General features: G+C 73.2%; 19 protein-coding genes. 12 read left to right on the plus strand and 7 right to left on the minus strand.

Annotation, left to right across the window (positions count from 1 at the left end):
- Positions 1-2 precede the first annotated feature (2 nt).
- Positions 3-788: an IclR family transcriptional regulator gene (locus IL992_RS21105; protein ID WP_193205091.1), complete on the minus strand. Its 786-nt coding sequence runs from the start codon at positions 786-788 to the stop codon at positions 3-5.
- A 69-nt stretch (positions 789-857) separates the two neighbouring features.
- On the opposite strand from IL992_RS21105, the gene pobA reads away from it, so the two are divergent.
- From pobA to IL992_RS21145, 8 genes are read left to right on the plus strand one after another with little or no spacing between them, the layout of a single operon-like run.
- Positions 858-2,033 (plus strand): 4-hydroxybenzoate 3-monooxygenase, encoded by a 1,176-nt coding sequence (pobA, locus tag IL992_RS21110; protein ID WP_193205092.1) that lies wholly within the window; start codon positions 858-860, stop codon positions 2,031-2,033.
- A complete protein-coding gene (gene pcaH / locus IL992_RS21115) occupies positions 2,030-2,698 on the plus strand; it encodes a protocatechuate 3,4-dioxygenase subunit beta (RefSeq protein ID WP_319018706.1) in 669 nt (222 codons plus the stop codon). Before pobA ends, pcaH begins: the two co-directional genes overlap by 4 nt.
- Entirely contained in the window at positions 2,695-3,204 is a 510-nt protein-coding gene (locus tag IL992_RS21120; RefSeq protein ID WP_193205093.1) for a peptidase associated/transthyretin-like domain-containing protein, read from the plus strand. The genes pcaH and IL992_RS21120 overlap by 4 nt, the downstream gene beginning before the upstream one ends.
- Positions 3,194-4,390 (plus strand): 3-carboxy-cis,cis-muconate cycloisomerase, encoded by a 1,197-nt coding sequence (gene pcaB / locus IL992_RS21125; RefSeq protein WP_193205094.1) that lies wholly within the window; start codon positions 3,194-3,196, stop codon positions 4,388-4,390. The genes IL992_RS21120 and pcaB overlap by 11 nt, the downstream gene beginning before the upstream one ends.
- Positions 4,387-5,154, plus strand: a complete 768-nt coding sequence (gene pcaD / locus IL992_RS21130) for a 3-oxoadipate enol-lactonase (RefSeq protein ID WP_193205095.1) — start codon at positions 4,387-4,389, stop codon at positions 5,152-5,154. The genes pcaB and pcaD overlap by 4 nt, the downstream gene beginning before the upstream one ends.
- Positions 5,151-5,531 (plus strand): 4-carboxymuconolactone decarboxylase, encoded by a 381-nt coding sequence (gene pcaC, locus IL992_RS21135; protein WP_193205096.1) that lies wholly within the window; start codon positions 5,151-5,153, stop codon positions 5,529-5,531. The genes pcaD and pcaC overlap by 4 nt, the downstream gene beginning before the upstream one ends.
- The gene (locus IL992_RS21140; RefSeq protein ID WP_193205097.1) at positions 5,528-6,448 is read left to right on the plus strand and encodes a carbohydrate kinase family protein; all 921 of its coding nucleotides are present in this window, start codon (positions 5,528-5,530) and stop codon (positions 6,446-6,448) included. Before pcaC ends, IL992_RS21140 begins: the two co-directional genes overlap by 4 nt.
- The gene (locus IL992_RS21145) at positions 6,445-7,803 is read left to right on the plus strand and encodes an MBL fold metallo-hydrolase (protein WP_193205098.1); all 1,359 of its coding nucleotides are present in this window, start codon (positions 6,445-6,447) and stop codon (positions 7,801-7,803) included. The genes IL992_RS21140 and IL992_RS21145 overlap by 4 nt, the downstream gene beginning before the upstream one ends.
- 14 nt (positions 7,804-7,817) lie before the next feature.
- Here IL992_RS21145 and IL992_RS21150 read toward each other — a convergent pair whose 3' ends face one another.
- Both IL992_RS21150 and polX read right to left on the minus strand, forming a co-directional pair.
- Complete coding sequence (locus IL992_RS21150) at positions 7,818-8,912, minus strand: class I tRNA ligase family protein (protein ID WP_193205099.1); 1,095 nt, start codon at positions 8,910-8,912, stop codon at positions 7,818-7,820.
- Between the two features lie 10 nt (positions 8,913-8,922).
- Positions 8,923-10,641 (minus strand): DNA polymerase/3'-5' exonuclease PolX, encoded by a 1,719-nt coding sequence (gene polX / locus IL992_RS21155; RefSeq protein ID WP_193205100.1) that lies wholly within the window; start codon positions 10,639-10,641, stop codon positions 8,923-8,925.
- Between the two features lie 323 nt (positions 10,642-10,964).
- Here polX and IL992_RS21160 point away from each other — a divergent pair, with 323 nt between their 5' ends.
- From IL992_RS21160 to IL992_RS46350, 3 genes are all read left to right on the plus strand, one after another.
- The gene (locus tag IL992_RS21160) at positions 10,965-12,473 is read left to right on the plus strand and encodes a WD40 repeat domain-containing protein (protein ID WP_193205101.1); all 1,509 of its coding nucleotides are present in this window, start codon (positions 10,965-10,967) and stop codon (positions 12,471-12,473) included.
- A gap of 79 nt (positions 12,474-12,552) precedes the next feature.
- Positions 12,553-13,752, plus strand: coding sequence for a sensor histidine kinase (locus IL992_RS46345; protein ID WP_226873501.1), 1,200 nt, complete (start codon positions 12,553-12,555; stop codon positions 13,750-13,752).
- Positions 13,749-14,354: a response regulator transcription factor gene (locus tag IL992_RS46350; protein ID WP_319018707.1), complete on the plus strand. Its 606-nt coding sequence runs from the start codon at positions 13,749-13,751 to the stop codon at positions 14,352-14,354. Before IL992_RS46345 ends, IL992_RS46350 begins: the two co-directional genes overlap by 4 nt.
- A 4-nt stretch (positions 14,355-14,358) precedes the next feature.
- Here the strand turns inward: IL992_RS46350 and IL992_RS21170 are convergent, their stop codons facing one another.
- The 3 genes from IL992_RS21170 to IL992_RS21180 all read right to left on the minus strand — a co-directional run bounded on the left by IL992_RS21170 (position 14,359) and on the right by IL992_RS21180 (position 17,962).
- Positions 14,359-15,366, minus strand: coding sequence for an acetamidase/formamidase family protein (locus IL992_RS21170; RefSeq protein ID WP_193205102.1), 1,008 nt, complete (start codon positions 15,364-15,366; stop codon positions 14,359-14,361).
- Positions 15,363-16,763 (minus strand): APC family permease, encoded by a 1,401-nt coding sequence (locus tag IL992_RS21175; RefSeq protein WP_193205103.1) that lies wholly within the window; start codon positions 16,761-16,763, stop codon positions 15,363-15,365. The genes IL992_RS21170 and IL992_RS21175 overlap by 4 nt, the downstream gene beginning before the upstream one ends.
- Before the next feature lie 104 nt (positions 16,764-16,867).
- Positions 16,868-17,962, minus strand: coding sequence for a substrate-binding domain-containing protein (locus tag IL992_RS21180; RefSeq protein WP_193205104.1), 1,095 nt, complete (start codon positions 17,960-17,962; stop codon positions 16,868-16,870).
- Between IL992_RS21180 and IL992_RS21185 the strand changes: the two genes are divergently transcribed.
- Complete coding sequence (locus IL992_RS21185; RefSeq protein ID WP_256862754.1) at positions 17,963-18,415, plus strand: MarR family winged helix-turn-helix transcriptional regulator; 453 nt, start codon at positions 17,963-17,965, stop codon at positions 18,413-18,415.
- Here IL992_RS21185 and IL992_RS21190 read toward each other — a convergent pair.
- Complete coding sequence (locus tag IL992_RS21190; protein ID WP_193205105.1) at positions 18,389-19,006, minus strand: class I SAM-dependent methyltransferase; 618 nt, start codon at positions 19,004-19,006, stop codon at positions 18,389-18,391. The genes IL992_RS21185 and IL992_RS21190 overlap by 27 nt on opposite strands.
- Positions 19,007-19,099: the final 93 nt, after the last annotated feature.

Here is a 19,099-nt window from a genome sequence, read left to right on the forward strand (position 1 = left end):
TCTTAACGAACGTTGATCGATTTCGGAGGACCGGCCACGGCCGCCCGGTAGTCGCCGGCGATGCGGGCCGCGACCGCCAGCAGCGGATCGACCAGGCGGGGCAGCTCGCGCACCCGCCGCGAGGACACCACGATGCCGACGGCGGCGACGGGCCGGTCCCCGACCAGCACCGGCGCGGCCGCCGAGCAGGAGCCGAGCGTCATCTCCTCGTGGGTCGTGGCGTACCCCTGGGCGCGCACCTGGGCCAGCTCGCGGGCCAGCCGGCCCGGCTCGGTGATGGTGTGCGGAGTCGGCCGCTCCAGCGGACGGGACAGATAGGACGTGACGAACCAGCCCGGCTCGAAGGCGAGCAGCGCCTTGCCGACGCCGGTCGGGTGCATGGGCAGGCGCGAGCCGGTCCGCGACGCGATCGGCACGGCCCGCTTGCCGTACACCTTGTCCACGTAGAGCACCTCGACCCCGTCGCGCACCGCCAGGTGGACGTTCTCGCCGGTGCCGCCGAACAGCTCCTGCAGCCAGGGGTGCGCCACCTCCTGCAGCGGGTCGGGGGCGAGTTGTCCCAGCTCCCACAGGCGGCGGCCGATCTGGTAGCGCCCGTCGGCGCCGCGGCGCAGGGCGCGCCACTCCTCCAGCTCCGCGACGAGCCGGTGGACGGTGCTCAGCGCCATGCCGGTCCGCCCGGCGATCTCCGTCAGCGTGAGCCGCGGGTGGTGGGCGTCGAAGGCGCCGAGGATGGCCAGCACCCGGGACGTCACGGAACGCCCCAGATCGCGCGCGCCGCCGGCCATGTGACTCCTTCTTCCACTCAGTAGAAGCAAAGCCTACGCGGGACGGCGGATGCTCCCGATGCTTGAGCCATGCGAACTCAGGTCGGGATCATCGGGGCCGGACCGGCCGGCCTGCTGCTCTCCCATCTGCTCCATCTGCGCGGGATCGAGTCCGTCGTGCTCGAACGCCGCAGCAGGGAGTACGTCGAGCGGCGGGTGCGGGCGGGGGTGCTCGAACAGGGCACGGTGGACACGCTCGTCGAGGCGGGCGTGGGCGAGCGTCTGAAGCGGGAGGGCCTGCCCCACCACGGCATCGAGCTGCGGTACGGCGGAGCGGGCCACCGGATCGCCTTCGAGCGGCTGGTGCCCGGCCGGTCCATAACCGTGTACGGCCAGCAGGAGGTGGTCAAGGACCTGATCGCCGCCCGGCTTGCGGCCGGCGGCGACGTCCGCTTCGAGGTGGACGACGTGGCCCTGCACGACATCGACACCGACCGGCCGTACCTCACCTTCGGGGGCGAGCGGCTGGACTGCGACGTGATCGCGGGGTGCGACGGCTTCCACGGCGTGTCCCGGGCGTCGATCCCCGAGGGCGTGCTGACCGAGTATCACCGCGACTACCCCTTCGCCTGGCTCGGCATCCTGGCCCGGGTGAAGCCGTCGTCGGAAGAGCTGATCTACGCGCGGACCGAGCGCGGCTTCGCGCTGCACAGCATGCGCTCCCCCGAGATCAGCCGCTTCTACCTCCAGGTGGCGCCCGACGAGGACCTCGCCGCGTGGCCCGACGAGCGCATCTGGGCCGAGCTGCGGGCCCGGCTGGAGACCGTGCCCGGCTTCACCCTCGCGACCGGCGACATCGTCGAAAAAGGGATCACGCCGATGCGCGGCTTCGTGGCCGAGCCCATGCAGCACGGCCGGCTGTTCCTGGCCGGGGACGCGGCCCACATCGTGCCGCCGACCGGCGCGAAGGGGCTCAACCTGGCGGTGGCCGACGTGCGGGTGCTGACCGAGGCGCTCGCCCGCTTCTTCGCCGACGGCTCGACGGAGGCGCTGGACGGCTACTCGCGGGCCTGCCTGCCCCGGGTGTGGCGGGCGCAGCACTTCTCGTGGTGGATGACGACGCTGCTGCACACGTTCGAGTCCGACGACGCCTACGCCCGACGGCTGCAGACCTCCTACCTCGACTACGTGACGTCCTCAGAGGCGGCCGGGACGACGCTGGCGGAGAACTACGTGGGCCTGCCATACGAAGGGGAGACATCGTGACGCACCCGCCCTACCTCTACCCGGACTACGCCAGCACGGTGCTGCGGGCGCCGTCCCGGCCGCCGCTGGAGATGAAGGAGGACCCGGAGGCGGCCGAGCTGACCGGCCCGGTCTTCGGCCGCGACGAGGTGGACCCGCTCGACGCCGACCTGACCGCGGGCCACGCGGGCGAGCCGCTCGGCGAGCGCATCATCGTCACCGGGCGGATCCTCGACGCGTCGGGCCGGCCGGTGCCGAACACGCTGGTGGAGATCTGGCAGGCCAACTCCGCCGGTCGGTACGCCCACCAGCGCGACCGGCACCCGGCGCCGCTCGACCCCAACTTCACGGGCGCGGGCCGGTGCCTGACCGACGACGAGGGCCGCTACCGGTTCGTCACGATCAAGCCCGGGGCCTATCCCTGGCGCAACCACCCGAACGCCTGGCGGCCCGCGCACATCCACTTCTCGATCTTCGGCAGGGCGTTCACCCAGCGCCTGGTGACGCAGATGTACTTCCCCGGCGACCCGCTGTTCGCCTTCGACCCGATCTTCCAGTCCATTCCCGACCCGGCCGCCCGCGAGCGGCTCGTCTCCACGTTCGACCTGGACATCACCGAGCCGGAGTGGGCGCTCGGCTACCGGTGGGACGTGGTGCTCGGCCGCACCCCGATGGAGGACGCGTGACCACCCCTTCCCAGACCGTCGGCCCGTTCTTCGGATTCGCCCTGCCGTACGCGGGCGACTGGGAACTCGTCCCCGAGGGCCATCCGGGGGCCGTGACGATCACTGGCCGGGTCCTCGACGGAGCCGGCGAGCCGGTGCCCGACGCCCTGCTGGAGATCTGGACCGGAGAAACCGGCGATCGGGCCGCCCTGGGCCGCGGGGGCACCGGTGTCTCCGGGGGCACTGGGGTCTCCGGCTTCGGGCGGTGTGGCACCGCGCCCGACGGCTCCTACCGGTTCCGCCTCACGCCGCCGTCCCGGCCGTACGCCGCGCTGCTGGTCTTCGCGCGGGGCCTGCTCAAGCCGGTGCGGACCCGTGTCTACCTCGCCGACGCGCCCGACCCCCTGCTCGACTCCCTCGACCCCGTCCGCCGCGCGACGTTGCTGGCCCGCCCGGAGGGGCAGGACGTCTACCGGTTCGACGTACGGCTGCAGGGCGAGGAGGAGACGGTCTTCCTTGATTTCTGACGCGGGTTCTGATCGCGGGCTGCTCTCCCCGGTGTGGGCGGGCACGGAGGTGGAGGCGGTCACGGCCGACGACGCCTGGCTGCGGGCGATGCTGGAGGCGGAGGTGCGCCTCGCGCGGGCGCAGGCCCGCCTCGGCGTCGTCCCTGAGCGGGCCGCCGCCGCGATCGCCGAGGCGGCCGGGGCCTTGTCGAGCGGGGAGGACCGCTACGACGCCGCCGACCTCGCCCGCCGCGCCAGGGACGCGGGCAACCCCGTCGTGCCGCTGGTCAAGGACCTGCGGGCCGCCGCAGGCGAGGCGGGGTCCTGGGTGCACCACGGCGCCACCAGCCAGGACATCCTCGACACGGCGGCGATGCTGGTGGCCGCGCGGGCCCGCGAGACGATCCTGCGCGACCTCGACCGGGTGCTCGCCGCGCTGGCCCGGCTGGCCGCCGAGCACCGGGACACCCCGATGGCGGGCCGTACGCTCGGGCAGCAGGCCGTGCCCACCACGTTCGGGCTGAAGGCCGCCGGGTGGCTGACCGGGTGCCGGGACGCGCACGACCGGCTCGCGGCGGTCCGGTTGCCGGTCCAGCTCGGCGGCGCGGCCGGCACCATGGCCGGGTACGGCGAGCGGGCCCTCGACCTGCTGCCGCTGTTCGCGGCCGAGACCGGGCTGGCCGAGCCGGTGCTGCCCTGGCACACGCTGCGCACGCCCGTGACCGACCTGGCCTGCGCGCTCGCCGCCGTGACGGGCGCGCTGGGCAAGCTCGCCGCCGACGTGATCCTGCTGGCGCAGAGCGAGGTGGGCGAGGTCGCCGAGCCCGCCGCGCCGGGCCGGGGCGGCTCGTCGGCGATGGCGCACAAGCGCAACCCGGTGCTCGCCACGATGATCAGATCGGCGGCGCTGCAGGCGCCCGCGCTCACGCAGATCCTGCTCGCCTCACAAATGGCCGAGCACGAGCGGCCCGCGGGGAGCTGGCACGCCGAGTGGCAGCCGCTGCGCGAGTGCCTGCGCCTGGCCGGCGGCGCGGCCGAGACGGCCGCCGAGCTGGCCGAGGGGCTGGAGGTCTTCCCCGAGCGCATGCGGCACAATCTCGATCATCTGCTCGCCGTGCTGGCCGAACACGGGGAGGACCCCGGCGTCGGGTCCGCGTCCGCTCTCGTGGACCGGGCCCTGCAGCACCATGAGGGAAAGGCATCATGATCCTGCACCACCGCCTCGACGGACCGCCGGACGCACCGGTCGTCGTGCTCGGGCCCTCGCTGGGCACGACGCTCGACCTGTGGGAGCCGCAGCTTCCCGCGCTCACCCGCTCCTGGCGGGTGCTCCGCTACGACCTGCCCGGCCACGGCGGATCGCCGTCCGCATCCGGCTTCACGCGTGGTATGACCGTGGACGACCTCGCCGCCGGGGTGCTGGCGCTGCTCGACCGGCACGCCGTGGAAACCGTGGCGTACGCCGGGGTGTCGCTGGGCGGGGCCGTCGGGACCACGCTGGCGCTGCGCGCGCCGGCCCGCGTCGCGAGCCTGGTCCTGTGCTGCACCTCCGCCCGGTTCGGCACGGCGGACAGCTGGCACGAACGCGCCGCACTGGTCCGCGCCGAGGGCACGAAACCCCTGGCCGAGGCGACGAGGAGACGGTGGTTCACGGCGGGCTTCCCCGACGCCGAGCGCTACCTGGACATGCTCCGTGACGCCGACCCCGAGGGGTACGCCGCGTGCTGCGAGGCCCTTGCGGTCTTCGACGTCCGCGACCGGCTCGGCGACGTCCGCGCGCCCGCGCTGGTGATCGCCGGAGCCGATGACCCCGCGACCCCGCCCGCGCACGCCGAGGTCCTCGCCCGGGGCATCCCGGAGGCCGAGCTGCTGGTCGTGCCGAGGGCCGCCCACCTGGCCACCGCCGAACGCCCGGACGCCGTGAACGAGGCGATCACCCGGCATCTGACCACCCGCTGGAGGACGGCATGAGCTACGAGGACGGCATGCGGGTGCGCCGCGAGGTGCTGGGCGACGCGCACGTGGACCGGGCGCAGGCGCGAACCACCGAGTTCACCGCGGACTTCCAGGACCTGATCACCCGGTATGCCTGGGGTGAGATCTGGACCCGGCCGGGGCTGGACCGCCGCACCCGCAGCTGCGTCACGCTCACCGCCCTGGTGGCGCGCGGGCAGCTGGAGGAGCTGGCCATGCACGTGCGGGCCGCGCGGCGCAACGGCCTCACGACCGACGAGATCAAGGAGGTGCTGCTGCAGACCGCGATCTACTGCGGAGTGCCCGCCGCCAACGCCGCGTTCGCCGTCGCCCAGCGGGTGCTGGCGGAGGACCCGGGTGAGGATGCCGCATGACGTTCCTGGTGGTCGGCGAGAGCCTGGTCGACCTGATCGGCACGCCGGGGTCGTGGACCTTCACCGCCGTGCCCGGCGGCAGCCCGCTCAACGTCGCGGTGGCGCTGGCCGCCCTGGGCCGCACGGTGCGGTTCGCCGGGGAGACCGGCGACGACTTCTTCGGCGGCCTGCTCCGCGACCACCTGACCCGCCACGGGATCGGGACCGCCGACCTCGCCCCGGCGGCGGCGACCGGCCTGGCCTTCGCCCGGGTCGGCGCGGGCGGCTCGGCCTCCTACGACTTCCGCTTCGACTGGCGCTTCTCCGCCCCGGTCACGCTCGACGGGGTGACCTGCCTGCACACCGGCTCCCTGGCCGTGCTCGCCGGGCCGGGCGCCGCGCACGTGCGGGAGGTGATGCGGGCCGCCGCCGAGGCGGGGATCACGGTGTCCTACGACCCGAACATCCGGCCGTCCCTCATCGGCGACCGGGCACGCGCCCTGGCCCACGTCGAGGAGTGCGTACGGCTCGCGCGTCTGGTCAAGGTGAGCGCCGAGGACCTCGACTGGCTCTACCCCGGTGAGCCGTACACCGAGGTCGCCCGGCGGTGGGCACGGGCGAAGGAGCGGCTCGTGGTGGTCACCCGGGGCGGCGACGGCGCGACGGCCGTCCTGGACGACGAGGTGATCACCTGCCCGGCCCCGGCGGTCGAGGTCGTGGACACGGTCGGCGCGGGCGACACCTTCACCGCCGCCTACCTCGACGCGCTCGACGGCGCTCCACTGAGCACGGAGCGCGTGGCGGAGGCGCTGCGGCACGGCTGCGCCGCCGCCGCGATCGTCTGCACCCGCGCCGGCGCGGTCCCGCCGACCCGGGAGGAGGTGAAGATCTTCTCCCCGGGTACGGATGCCTCACGAGCCGAGGAGGGACCTGAATGATCGAAATCATCCCTGTCGAGACCCCCTCGCTGGGCGACCGCAGCTACCTCGTCGCCGACGGGGAGGTCGCCTTCGTGGTGGACCCGCAGCGGGACATCGACCGGCTGCTCCGCCTGGCCGAGCGGCGCGGCGTCGAAATCCGCCACGTCTTCGAGACCCACGTGCACAACGACTACGTGACCGGCGGGCCCGCCCTCGCCTCGGCCACCGGCGCGGACTACCACGTCAACGCGGCCGATCCCGTGGCGTTCGACCGGAGCCCCGTCGAGGACGGGGACGTGCTCGAGGTCGGCCCGCGCACGCGTTTGCGCGCCGTCGCCACCCCCGGCCACACCTTCACCCACCTGTCGTATGTGCTGGAGTCCCCGGACCGGCCGCCCGCGGTCTTCACCGGAGGCTCGCTGCTGCTCGGCACGACCGGGCGGCCCGACCTGCTCGGCCCCGAGCACACCGGCACGCTGGCGCGCGCCCAGTACGCCTCCGCGCACCGGCTGGCCCGCGAACTTCCGGCCGAGACGGACGTCCTCCCCACCCATGGGTTCGGCAGCTTCTGCTCGGCCACCCCGTCGGAGGTCACCGAGTCGACGATCGGCCGGGAGCGGCGGGGCAACCCGGTCCTGACCCGGAGCGAGGACGAGTACGTGGAGTCGCTGCTGGCCGGGCTGGACGTCTACCCGGCGTACTACGCGCACATGGCGCCGCTCAACCAGGCCGGACCGGACGCGCCCGACCTGTCCGCGCCGCGCCGCGCGGACGCCGCCGAACTGGGCCGCCGCCTCCGGGCCGGCGAGTGGGTGGTGGACCTGCGGTCCCGCACGGCGTTCGCGGCGGGCCACCTGGCGGGGACGCTCAACTTCGGGCTGGACGGGAACCTCGCCGTCTATCTGGGCTGGCTCATACCCTGGAGCTCGTCGGGAACACCGCGAACGCCGGTGACCCTGCTCGGGGAGACGTCCGGGGACATCGCGCGGGCCCAGCGCGAACTGGCGCGGATCGGCATCGACCGGCCGGCCGCGGCGGCCACCGGAGGGCCCGCCGAGTGGGCCGGCGACGACAAGCCCGCGTCCATGCCGACGGCCACGTTCGCCGACCTGGCCGCCGTGCGCCGCCACCGCCCGATCGTGGTCCTGGACGTGCGCCGCGAGGTGGAGTGGCGCGAGTCGCACGTCCCCGCCGCGGTCCACATCCCGCTGCACGAACTGCCCGCGCGGCTGGACGAGGTGCCGGGCGGCGAGGTGTGGACGCACTGCGCGACGGGCTACCGGGCGTCCATCGCCGCCTCGTTCCTGGCCGCGGCCGGGCGGGACGTGGTGGCCGTGCTCGACGAGTACGACGCCCGGGCCGCCGCCGCCTGATCTCTCAGCCGCTCTCAGCCGAGGGCGAGCACCGCGATGACCGTGCGGGCGGCCTGCCCGCCCTCCTCCTCGGCGATCGCCAGGGCGGTCGCGGCGTCCAGGTCGTCCAGCAGCGCGCGCACCGCCGCCCGCTCCCCCGTCGCCGAGGCCGCGGGCCGTCCGGCCGCCGCATGCAGCCGCTCCAGCCGGGCCGCGGCCTCCTCCAGGCCGCCGGGGCGGTAGTCCCAGTCGGCCGCCCACGGGTGATCGAGCAGCAGCAGGCGCACCGCGCCGACGGGGTGGTGCCGCAGCAGGTCGGCGGTGAAGACGAGGTTGCCCGCCGACTTGGCCATCTTGGCGCCGTCCACGCGGACCACCCCCACGTGCAGCCAGGCGCGGGCGAACGGCCGCACCCCGGTCACCGCCTCGGCCATCGCGGCCTCGTACGCGTGGTGCGGGAAGCGCAGGTCACTGCCGCCCGCGTGCAGGTCGAGGGCCGGCCCGTACGTCGTCAGCGCCATGGCGGCGCACTCGGCGTGCCAGCCCGGCCGGCCGTCGCCCCACTCACTCGGCCAGCCCGGCTCTCCCCTCGCCGACGGCCGCCAGATCGCGACGTCCGCCGGGTCGTCCCTGCGCGGGTCATCCGGATCGTCGCCGAACTCCGCCAGCAGGCGGGCCGCCTCCCCGGCGCCGAGTCCGGCCCGCTCGCGCACGCCCGAGCCCCGGAAGTACACGGCGCCGTCCCGCTCGTACGCGTGGCCCAGCTCCAGCAGGGCGCGGGCGAGCGCGACGACCTGCGGCACGTAGGTGTGCGCCCGCGGCTCGTACGTCACCGGGTGCACGTGCAACGCGGCCATGTCCCGGTCGAAGTAGAACTGCTGCACGGCGGCGAAGCTGTCGTACGGGCTGCCGGCCCGGCGCGCCGCCGAGGTCAGCACGTCGTCCACGTCGGTGACGTTGCGGCACACCTCGACGGGCACGCCGGCGTGCCGCAGCACCCGCGCCGCCACGTCGGCCCACACGAACGTCCTGGCATGACCGAGATGGGTCGTGTCGTAGGGCGTGATCCCGCACACGTACATCCGGGCGCGGCCCACCACGGGCAGCGGCCGCCGGCCGATCGTCAGCATGAAACCCCCTTCATCCCGGGCGGAGGAACTCCCGCAGCCGGTCGAGTGGCCACGTGTTGATTACCCGGTCGGGGGTGAGCCAGCCGCGCTGCGCGGTGCCGACGCCGTATCGCATGACGTCGAGGTGCGGCACGGCGTGCGCGTCGCTGTCGATCGAGAACAGCACGCCCCGGTCGGCGGCCCGCCGGACGAGGCCCGAGGGCAGGTCGAGCCGGTCGGGGAAGGAGTCGATCTCCAGCGCCGTCCCCGTGCGGACACAGGCGTCGAACACCCTCGGCCAGTCGGCGTCCACCGGCTCCCGCCTGCCGACGACCCGCGCCGTCGGATGACCGATGATCTTCACGTACGGGTTCTCGCAGGCCCGGATCAGCCGCCGGGTCATCTCCTCGGGCGACTGGGTGAAGTGCGAGTGCACCGAGGCCACGCACAGGTCGAACCCGGCCAGGAACTCCGGCGGCCAGTCGACCTCGCCCTCCGGGTCGATGTTGAGCTCGCACCCGTGCAGCAGCGTCATGCCGAGGCGGGCGGCGCCGAGGCGGCGGAGCCGCTCGCGCTGGTCCAGCGCCTTCTCGTCGGTCATCCGCTGCATGTAGAGGTTGGGCGCGTGGTCGGTCACCGCGTAGTAGTCGTAGCCGCGCGCCGCGGCCGCCTCGACCATCTCCTCCAGCGGCGCGAGCCCGTCGGTCAGGTCGGTGTGCGTGTGCAGATCGCCGCGGATGTCGGCCAAGGTCACCACCCTGGGCAGCCCCTCGCCCAGCGCGGCCTCGATCTCCCCGGTGTCCTCGCGCAGCGTCGGCTCGATCCACGGCAGGCCGAGCATGCCGTACACCTCCGCCTCGTCCGCCGAGGTGATCTTCTCGCCGGTGGCCACGTCGAACACACCGTACTCCGACAGCTTCAGCTTCCGGTGCACGGCGATCTCCCGGGTGCGGATGTTGTGCGCCTTCGAGCCGGTGAAGTACTGCAGCGCCGCCCCCCAGGAGTCCCTCGGCACCACCCGCAGGTCGACCTGGAGCCCCGCGGCCGTGCGGACCGAGCTCTTCGTCTCGCCGTGCGCGATCACCTCCGTGACGTACGGCAGCGTGGTGAAGGCCGCCATCAGGGCGGCCGAGTCGTCGGCCGTGGCCAGGACGTCGACGTCGCCGATCGTGTCCTTCATCCGCCGCAACGACCCGGCGTACGCGCACCGCTCACAGCCCGGCACGGCCGACAGGGCGGGGACGATCTCCTCGGCGACCGCCATCGCGATGCCGATGTGCACCCGGCTGCCCGTCTTGCGCATCACCTCGATGCCGTGAAGCAGGTTCTCCTCGGTCTTCGCCCCGAATCCGTGCAGCCCCTCCAGGACCCCGGCGTGGATGGCGTCCTCCAGCTTCTCGATCGAGTCGACGCCCCGCTCGTGATACAGGACCATGGCCTTCTTCGGCCCCAGCGTGGGAATCGTGGTCAGCAGGCGGACCCCGGCGGGGATCTTCGTCCGCAGCTCCTCCAGCTGGTGGATCGACCCGGTCCGCAGGTATTCGTCGATTTTCGCCGCGATCGACGCGCCGACGTTCGGGATCGCCCGCAGGGCCGCCGCGTCCATGCCGTCGATCTCCCGGCCGTACCCGCCGACCGACCGGGCCGCCTTCTCGTAGACCCTGACCTTGAACGCGTCGCCCCCGGTGATCGCGATCAGGTCGGCGTACTCCTGCAGCAGCCCGGCGACCTCCTCGTTGCAGCGTCTCATCGCAGGCACCCCCCACGTCAGGCTGCTGCGGGCGCCGTACGCCTCTCCAGGTGCGGAGGTCCCGGCCGCGTGGGACCGAGGACCCTGCCGAGCGGACCGCACGCCAGATATCGAACGTGCATTCGATAATCTCTTGACGGACGTTGCGCGCGTGTGGCTACATCGTGATCGTGATCAACGACTTGCGCCAGAGATTTTTCCGTCACCGACGGCTGACCGCGCTCTGCGCCGCCCTGCTTGTGGCCGCCGGTCTGCTCACCGCCACGGCCCCCGCCGCGTCCGCCGCCGACTCCGTTGCGGTACTGCCCTTCAGCAGCGTAAGCATGGCCGCCGATAGCGACAGGGTGTACCTGTCCGCGGAGGGCCGCATCAGGATCGCGGACGCCCGCGGCACACTCACCGACGCCCCGATCGACCTGTCCGAGACAGGGTACCTCGCCATCACGCCGGACGGCACCCGCTTGTACGCGACATTGAGAAATCCGACCGCGGTCGTCGAAATCGACACCGCCGACTTCACCGTCCTCCGGAGGATGGACCTGTCCGCCTACTCCTGCCTCGGACAGCCGTCGCTCGCCGGCGACCACTTGTGGGTCGCGTACTGGTGCGGCCGGGGCGAGAAGGGCGGCGTCCTCGGGCTCGACCTGTCGGCGGCGGCGCCCGAGCCGGTCGTGATCGCCGAGGGCGTCTACTACGACACCCCGCACATCGCCGCGGGCGGGAGCACGCTGGTGGTGGGTATGCCGGGGGCCGGCAAAGCCGACCTGATGGTGTACGACGTGAGCACCACCCCCGCCACCCTGCGCGGCACCATCGACAGCGCCACGTCCCACTACGGCTACCTGAGGGACCTCGCCATCACGCCGGACGGCTCCATGGTCATCGCGCCGGTGGAGGACCGGTACGAAGGGTGGGACACCACCAGCCTGACCAAGATCCGCACGTTCGCCGGGGAGCCGGCGCCAGGCGCATTCGCCAAAGCCGTCGCGGTCAGCCCGGACGGCGAACACCTGGCCGGCGGATCCGCCAGCCCCGGCTCCACCATTGCGTTGTACGACACGGCGACCGCGGAGAGGACCCACACCTACAACACGCCGTTCTACACAGAGGTAACGACGAGCGTCGCCTTCACCGGCAGCAACGACGTCGTCAGCCTGACGGTGGAGATGACTACCGGAAGGCTCTACCTGTGGCGGCTGGACAACGTCTTCCTCCCGTCCACCACCCTGACCTTGACTCCTCCGTCCACCGGCACCGCGTACGAACCGCTCACCCTGACAGGCAGGCTGACGCTGCCCGACGGTGCCACACCGGGCACCCAGCCGATCGTGGTGACCCGGAGCTACGAGGGCGGCCAGACGACGCTCCCCAGCGTGACCACCGCGGATGACGGCACGTTCACCGTCTCCGACATCCCCCCTGCCGGCGGTTGGTTCAGCTACAAGGCGTTGTGGGAGGGTGATTCGAACTACCGGGGCAGCATCTCGGACTGGGCGTCGGTCACGCTGGCGAAGCACGAGTCGTCGATCACCCTGTCCGGGCCGGCCGAGGCGGTCGTCGGGGAGGAGATCCGGGTCACCGGAAAGCTGGACACCGGGGCGGAGAGCATCGCGCCAGGAGCCTCGCTGACGGTGAAGCGCGCCATCAGGATCGACGACCGGATCGTCTCCACGTTCCTGCCGGAGGTGACCGCCGCGGCTGACGGCTCGTTCGCCTTCACCGACACTCCGCCCCGGGCGGGCAAGTACATCTATCAGCTCACGTGGGCGGGCGACGGCGGGTCCCTGAAGGTGCGGGCCCAGCACCTGATGCTGGTCGGAGAAGCGCAGTAGACGCTGGGCCATTCGTACTGCCGCGAAGGCGACATCCCACCCTGCCCGCCCCGGCCGGAAGCCGACGATAATGACGGCCATGGCAGGGGCGGCGGAGCGGGCGCGGGCGGACGGGTGCGAGCCCGGTGCCGCCCGGCCGGGCCGTGTCCGGCGGCGTCTGCCGTCGTGGCTTCCGGCCCGGCTGCTCGCGTCGGCGCTGGGGCTGACCGTCCTCCTGCTGCTGGCGCCGGCCGCCGCCGCGGCGTCGGCCGTGCCGGCCTGGCCCGCCTGGACCCTGGTGGCCGCGGCGGGGGTCTCGTTCGCGGGAGCCGTGGTGACCGGCGCCCGCTCCGGCCCTGGCGTACGACCCCTGCCGGTGGCGTTCGTCGCGCTGCTCGCGGCGATCACGCTCACGGCGGCCCTGGTCTACAGAACGGACGGATGGCAGACGCTGTTCTCCCTGCTCGCCGTGGCCGTGGCGATCGTGCTCCCGGTCCGCGCGGCGCCCCCGCTCGTCGCCGTCACGGCCGCGCTCGCCGCGATCGTCCCCGTGGGCGGCAGGTCGGTCGGCGACGCCCTGTGGGGCACCGCCCTGACCACCCTGTTCGCCGGGATCACCACGTACGGCTTCCGCCGGATGAGCGAGGTGATCGAGGAGCTCGGCCGGACCCGGGAGAAACTGGCCGTCGCCGCCGTCTCGGCCGAGCGCCTGCGTTTCTCGCGCGACCTGCACGACCTGCTCGGCCACACGCTCTCGATGGTGGTCGTCAAGGCCGAGGCCGTACGCCGGCTGGCCCCGCGCGACACGGACGCGGCCGTGCGGCACGCGGCGGACATCGAGGCCATCGGGCGGCAGGCACTGACCGAGGTGCGCGAGGCGGTCACCGGCTACCGGGACGCGAGCCTCGCCTTCGAACTCGACAGCGCCCGGGCGGCCCTGGCCACGGCCGGCGTCGACTGCGTGGTGAAGGAGTCGGGGCCCGCGCTGACGCGGGAGACCGACATGCTGCTGAGCTGGGTCGTCCGGGAGGGGGTCACGAACGTCGTGCGGCACTCCGGCGCCCGGCGCTGCGTCATCACGCTGCGCCGCGACCGCGACCCGGTGCTGGTCGAGATCAGCGACGACGGGGCCGGCGGTGCCGTCGGCGAGGAGGACGGCAGCGGCCTGCGCGGGCTGCGCGAGCGCCTGGCCGCCGCGGGCGGGCGGCTGACCGCCGCCCGCCTGCCGCGGGGATTCGTCCTCACGGCCGAGATCCCGCACGCGGGCGTGGACGACGACGACCGGGAGGACGGCCCGTGACCCGGGTGCTGATCGCCGAGGACCAGACGATGATGCGCGACGCGCTCACCGTGCTGCTCGACCTGGAGGACGACTTCGAGGTGGTCGCGCAGGTCGCGTCGGCGGGCGAGGTCGTTCCCGCCGCGCTGCGGGCCAGGCCCGACGTGGCCCTGCTCGACATCGAGATGCCCGGCGGCAGCGGGCTCGACGCGACCGCGGACCTGCGGGCCGCCCTCCCGGAGTGCGTGGTGGTCATCGTCACGACGTTCGGGCGGCCCGGTTACCTGCGCCGGGCGCTGGACGCGGGCGCGCGCGGCTTCGTGGTCAAGGACCGGCCCGTCGGCGAACTGGCCCAGGCGATCAGGCGCGTGCTCGCGGGCGAGGTCGTGGTCGACCCCGCCCTGGCCACGGCGGCCCTGAGCGCCGGGCCGAACCCGCTGACGCCGCGCGAGCGGGAGGTGCTCGCCGCCGCCGCCGACGGCTCCACCGCCGCCGACATCTCACAACGCCTCTACCTGTCGGAAAGCACCGTACGCAACCACCTGTCGGCGTGCATCACCAAGACCGGCACCCGCAACCGCATGGAGGCCGTCCGGGTCGCCCGCCACAACGGCTGGCTCTGAGCACTCAACGGCTGAGGTACTCCTCGCCGAGGGCGCGCAGGCGGGCGTGCGCGGACCCGTACACGTCCGGGTCGCCCAGGTACGCCTTGGGCAGCTTGGCCACCATCGTGTAGTTGGTGTCGCAGACGTTGCCGACCGGGGCCTCCCCGCCCTGGCTGACGAGCTGGTAGGCGTCCAGCTCGTCGAGCCCGGTGAGGGTGGCCGCCCAGGTGACGAGGTCGTGCTGGCTGATGCGGTAGGCGTCCTCCAGCGGCCGGGCCGAACCGGTCGACATGATGTGGCGGTCGTCCTCGAGCCGGGGCCAGGGCGTGGCGACGCCCTTGATGAGCTCGACGGCGACGACCGTGTTCATCGCCGCCTCGACGGCGGTGCCGCAGACCTCGCCGTGACCCTGGCGGCAGTGGCCGTCACCGATCGCGAACAGCGCGCCCGGCACGTTGACGCCCAGGTAGGCGGTGACCCCGGCGCGCAGCTCGGGGGTGTCCATGTTGCCGCCGTGGGCGTCCGGGGTGATGGTCATCCGCGCCTCGGCGGCGGCCGGGGCGACGCCCACGGTCCCGTGCATCGGGTCGAGCGGCATCTCGACGGCGAAGCCGCCGCGCCGCGCCCGGTAGCGCACGGTCCGCCGCTCGGCGTCTACCTCGTACATCCACACGGCCTCCTCCAGCGGCGGCTGGAGCGTCGCGGTGGTGTGCGTGCCGGTCAGCGCGCCGAAGTGGGGGAACGTCGTGGAGACCGCCCAGTCGCGGGCGGGCTCGATGGAGACGAAGTGGAGGGCCAGGGTGTCGCCGGGCTCGGCCCCCTCGACGTGGAACGGGCCGGTGACCGGATTCAGATACGGGAACTCGCAGACCTGCGACGGCAGGTCGGCGGTGCCGCGCACCCGGCCGCCGAAGCAGTCCTCGGTGTACAGCTCCAGCACCGCGCCGGGGGCGACGGACTCGACGGCGGGGCGGCCGCCGAAGGTGTAGCACAGGTCGTCGGGACCGGGACGGTAGGACACGACGTTCACTCGTTGGCCTCCGGGGTGACGGCGGACAGGGTGGGGCGCCGGCCCATCAGGGAGGAGCCGACGAGGATCACGATGCCGATGGCCAGCCAGACGAACCCGAGCACCTGGGCGGCGACCTTGGCGTTGATCACGACGTAGAGCAGGATCAGGAAGCCGATCGCGGGGGCCACGAGGTGCCGCCACCAGTCACGGCTGCGGTGGCGTACGACGTAGTGGACGACGACCGACACGTGCAGGGCGAGGAACGCGGTCATCGCGCCGAAGTTGACCAGCGAGCCGAGCAGCGTGATGCCGTCCTTGCGCGTGCTCATGAACAGGCCGAGGACCAGCGACACCCCGGCCACCAGGAACGTGGCGTTGACCGGCACCTTGTGCTTGGGGTGCACCTTGCCGAGGAACTTCGGGAGCTGGCGGTCGCGGGCCATCGCGAACAGCAGGCGGGAGGTGGCCGCCTGGGCGACGAGGGAGTTGGCGAAACCCCAGGCCACGGCGGTGGCGACGGCCGTCAGCACGCTCAGCCAGTGGCCTCCGGCGTACTCGGCGGTGTCGTAGAACGCGGTGCCCCCGGGATCGCCGTTGGTGAGCAGGTCGGCACGGTTGGGGGCGAGCAGCGCCGCCACCCAGGTCTGCACGACGAACAGCGCGCCGGCCAGGGCGAGGGCGAAGACCATCGAGCGGCCGAGCCGCCGGGTGCTCTCGCGGCTCTCCTCGGCGAGCATCGAGATGCCGTCGAACCCCAGGAACGACAGCACCGCCACGGACACGGCGCCGAACGCCAGCGGCCAGGAGAACGTCGAAGAGTCGAAAAGCGGGCTGAGGGCGTTGCCGTGGCCCTTGCCCTGCGCCAGCGCGACGATCCCGACGACCAGGAAGATCGCCAGCACGATCAGCTCGGCGACCAGCATGATCTTGTTCATCCTGGCGGTCATCTCGATGCCGAGGTAGTTGACCACCGTGTTGAGCACGATGAAGGCGATCAGCCACACCCAGATCGGCACTCCGGGCACGAACGACGTCATGGCGGCGCTCGCCACGAGGTACAGCAGCGCCGGCACCAGCACGTAGTCGAGCAGGATCACCCAGCCCGCGAGGAAACCGACCGGGGCGGCGATGCCCCGGCCCGCGTACGTGTAGACCGAGCCCGCCATCGGGAACGCGCGGGCCATCTGGGCGTACGACAGGGCGGTGAACGCCATCGCGACCATGCCGATCACGTAGGCGAGCGCCACCATCCCGCCGGACGACTGGAAGACGCTGCCGAAGATGCCGAACGGCGCGATCGGCACCATGAAGATCAGACCGTAGATGAGCAGGTCGGCGAAGCTCAGCGAGCGCCGCAGCTCCTGTTGATAGCCGAAGCGCTCGACACCGGGCGCCTCTGGTTGAGGGGAGGACATGGATCGGCTCCTTGAAGCACGGGTCCGTGAAGCACGGGGGCAGAGCCGTACGATAGGGGCAATCCTTGAAAACGAAAAGGTTTCTGTTGGAAGTTTTACGCTCGCTACACCGACGTGACGACCTCGAAGTCCAGCCCGTCGGCCCGCGCGACGTACACCCGCTGGCGCACCCGGCCACCGGCCAGCGTGAGCCGGCCGCGCCCGGAGACGACCGTCGTGCCGTCGGCGACCGCCTCGACGGCCGGCACCGCAAGCGTGCCCGCGCGCCGCGCCAGGGCGGCCAGCATCAGCACGCCCTCGTAACCGCCGTGCCCGTGCCCGTTCAGCAGCGGCGCCTCGGGGCCGAACATCGCGGTGTAGCGCTCGGCCAGGCCGAGGTTGGCGTCGGTGGCGATGCCGCCGAAGTAGCCCATGGCGGCGTACAGATCGCCGGTCGTGTCTCCCCCGGTCGCGAGCAGGCCGTGCTCCTCCAGCGCGCCGCACAGCCGCGCGCAGCCGAGGCCGCTCGCGGCGAAGGCCCGGTTGAACGCGATCAGGTCGCTGCCGATGAGGGTGAGCAGGACGGCGTCCGGCCGCACGGCGGCCAGTTGCTCGATCAGCAGGTCCATCGCGGTGGTCCCGGGCGGGACGAGCCGCTCCCCCACGACCGTCGCGGACCGGGCGCGCAGGTGCCCGCGGGCCGAGGCGTGCACCAGGCGCGGCCAGACGTAGTCGTTGCCGAGCAGGAACCAGCGCCGGGCCCGCCGGTGCTCGACCAGCCAGTCGATCCCCGGCCCGACCTGCAGCGAGGCGGGCTCGCCGAGGTGGTAGACGCCCGGACGGCGGACGCCGCCCTCGTACGGCGGGGTGTAGACGAAGGGGGCCGCGCCGCCCAGCGCCCGTTCGACCGCGACGCGCACGTCGCTGGCGTGGGTGCCGACCACCGCCTGCACCGCCCCGGAGCGCACCAGCCCCCGCACCTCCCCGGCGACCGCGGCCGGGCCGCGGCCCCCGTCCACGAGAACGAGTTCGACCGGCCTGCCCAGCACTCCCCCGGCGGCGTTGACCTCCCGGGCGGCGAGCACGGCGCAGTTGATCGCTCCCGGCCCGAGCAGGCCGAGCACGCCGGAGACCGGCACCACCAGCGCGACGCGGAGCGTGTCCGCGGGCAGCAGATGAGCCTCGAGAGGGTCGATGACGACTGTGACAGGATCGGCCACGTGCACGAGTATCCCCTGACCGAACAGGTGACCGGCCTCGGGTCGTCACTCGCCTACCTGCTGAGCCGGGCCGAGCGCAGCGTCAACCGCGGACTGGCCGCCGCGCTCGCCGCCGAGGACGTGACCGTCGAGCAGTGGCGCATCCTGCAGGCGCTCGCGGACGGGCGCGGGCACTCGATGGGCGACCTGGCCGAGGCCGCGCTGATGCCCCACCCCACGCTGACCAAGGCGGTGGACAGGCTGGTGGAACGCGCGGTGGTCTACCGGGGGCACGACCCGGCCGACCGCCGCAAGGTCGCGGTCTTCCTCGCCGACCGAGGCCGCGACCTGCTCGCCCGCCTGGAGGCGGGCATCGCCGAGCACCAGCGGGCGATCCTCGCGGCGTACGGCCCGGCCCGCACCGAGCGGCTCATGCGCGACCTGGAGTCACTGCTGGCCTCCCTGGAGGCCTGACAGGCGTCGCGCTCGCAGGACGCTGTCATGGGTGTGGTGTGTGCCCGCGGGCGTGGGAGTGGTCCGCGGGCGGGTTTCGTTGATCAGGACGGTCCAGTCGTGGTCGAGGAGCCCGGCGATGTCCCCGGGCTGGTAGTAGTCGCCGGGGTCGAAACCGGGGCGCGGGGACAGACCGGAGAGATCGTGGGTGGCGAAGAGCAGGGTGCCGCCGGGGGCGACGGCGTCCAGCAGGCCGCGCAGCGCGGCGTGGTCCGGCCGGCGTGGGAGCGGGAAATACTGCGCGGAGACCAGGTCGAACGCGCGAGCCGGGGGCGGCACGGCGATCAGGTCGGCGCATTCCCATGCCACGCCGCCCGCGACGTCCGCCGCCGCGGCGGCGGCCCGGCGCAGGGCGGTCCGGGAGACGTCGACGGCTGTGACCTGCCAGCCGCGCCGGGCCAGCCAGAGCGCGTCGGCGCCCTCGCCGCATCCGACGTCGAGAGCCCGCCCCGGCGGCAAGCCGGCGACCTCGGTGACGAGCACTCCGTTGGGTGCGCCGCTGAAAACCTGGTCGCGGTCGCGATACATCTCATCCCAGGACCGAGCGTCCATCGTCCTCACCTTCGCAGTAAGCGGGCCTCCGCCAACCTGCCCGTCGCTGGACGAACCGGCAAAGTTCTTTGCGAAAACCGCAAAGCGCGGGCA

The sequence above is a fragment of the Microbispora sitophila genome (assembly GCF_014892245.1).
Classification (GTDB): domain Bacteria; phylum Actinomycetota; class Actinomycetes; order Streptosporangiales; family Streptosporangiaceae; genus Microbispora; species Microbispora siamensis.